Source organism: Streptomyces sp. 8K308, from assembly GCF_004348315.1.
Lineage (GTDB): Bacteria > Actinomycetota > Actinomycetes > Streptomycetales > Streptomycetaceae > Streptomyces.
Genome location: NZ_SMKC01000639.1, coordinates 1 through 1,203, shown reverse-complemented (window position 1 = coordinate 1,203; position 1,203 = coordinate 1). Strand labels below are relative to the sequence as shown.

Genomic DNA, 1,203 nt, shown 5'->3' with positions numbered 1-1,203 from the left:
CCCACGTGCTGGTGATCCCCCGCGCCCACTACCCCGACGCGGCCACCCTGGCCACCGCCGCGCCCGACCTCGCCGCCGAGATACTGCGGCTCGCGGGCGACGTCGCGGCCGACGAGAAGATCGTCGACCCCGGCTACCGCGTCGTCTTCAACACCGGCGCCGGCGCCGGCCAGACGGTCTTCCACGTGCACGCCCACATCCTCGGCGGGCGCGGTCTGGAATGGCCGCCCGGCTGATGTCGGCCCGCGAGCTGGTCGTGCTCGGCACGGCCAGTCAGGTGCCGACCAGGCACCGCAACCACAACGGCTACGCGCTCCGCTGGGACGCCGACACCATCCTCTTCGACCCGGGCGAGGGCACCCAGCGGCAGATGCTGCTGGCCTCGGTCAGCGCGCACCAGCTCACCCGGATCTGCGTCACGCACTTCCACGGCGACCACTCGCTCGGCCTGGCCGGCGTGATCCAGCGCATCAACCTGGACCGGGTGCCGCACCCGATCCACGTCCACTACCCGGCCAGCGGCCAGCAGTACTACGACCGGCTGCGGCAGGCCACCGCCTACCGCGAGACGGCCCGGCTGCTGGCGCGGCCGGTCGCGGACGACGGGCCGATCGCCCACGAGCCCGGCTTCACGCTGAGCGCGCACCGCCTCTCCCACCCGGTCGACTCCTTCGGATACCGCCTCGTCGAACCGGACGGCCGCCGCATGCTCCCCGACCGGCTCGCCGCGCACGGCATCACCGGCCGGGACGTCGGGCACCTGCAGCGGGAGGGCACGCTGCGCGGGGTGCGTGTCGAGGACGTCAGCGAGCGGCGGCCAGGACAGCGGTTCGCCTTCGTGATGGACACCCGGCTGTGCGACGGCGTCTACGCGCTGGCCGAAGACTGCGACCTGCTGGTCATCGAGTCGACGTTCCTGGCGTCGGACGGGGCGCTGGCTCACGAGTACGGCCACCTGACGGCCGCCCAGGCCGCCCGCGCGGCGGCCGAGAGCCGGGTGCGGCACCTGGTGCTGACGCACTTCTCCCAGCGGTACGACGATCCGACACGCTTCGCCGACGAGGCCAGGGCGGCCGGCTTCGAAGGCGACCTGACGATCGCCGAGGACCTGACACGAGTGCCGGTCCCGGCACGCTCGCGCTGACGCGCGGCCGGCTCGCAGGGCCCTGACGGCGGCCGTGCCGGCCTGCGGCCGTGCCGCGC

2 protein-coding genes are annotated in these 1,203 nt (G+C 74.1%); both read left to right on the top strand.

Annotated features, from left to right (window positions below):
* Nucleotides 1-236 (top strand): HIT domain-containing protein (locus E1265_RS36360; RefSeq protein ID WP_132935195.1); only part of this gene is annotated, 236 nt, incomplete at its 5' end.
* Entirely contained in the window at nucleotides 236-1,144 is a 909-nt protein-coding gene (locus E1265_RS36355; protein WP_132935196.1) for a ribonuclease Z, read from the top strand. The genes E1265_RS36360 and E1265_RS36355, both read left to right, overlap by 1 nt.
* Nucleotides 1,145-1,203 lie beyond the last annotated feature (59 nt).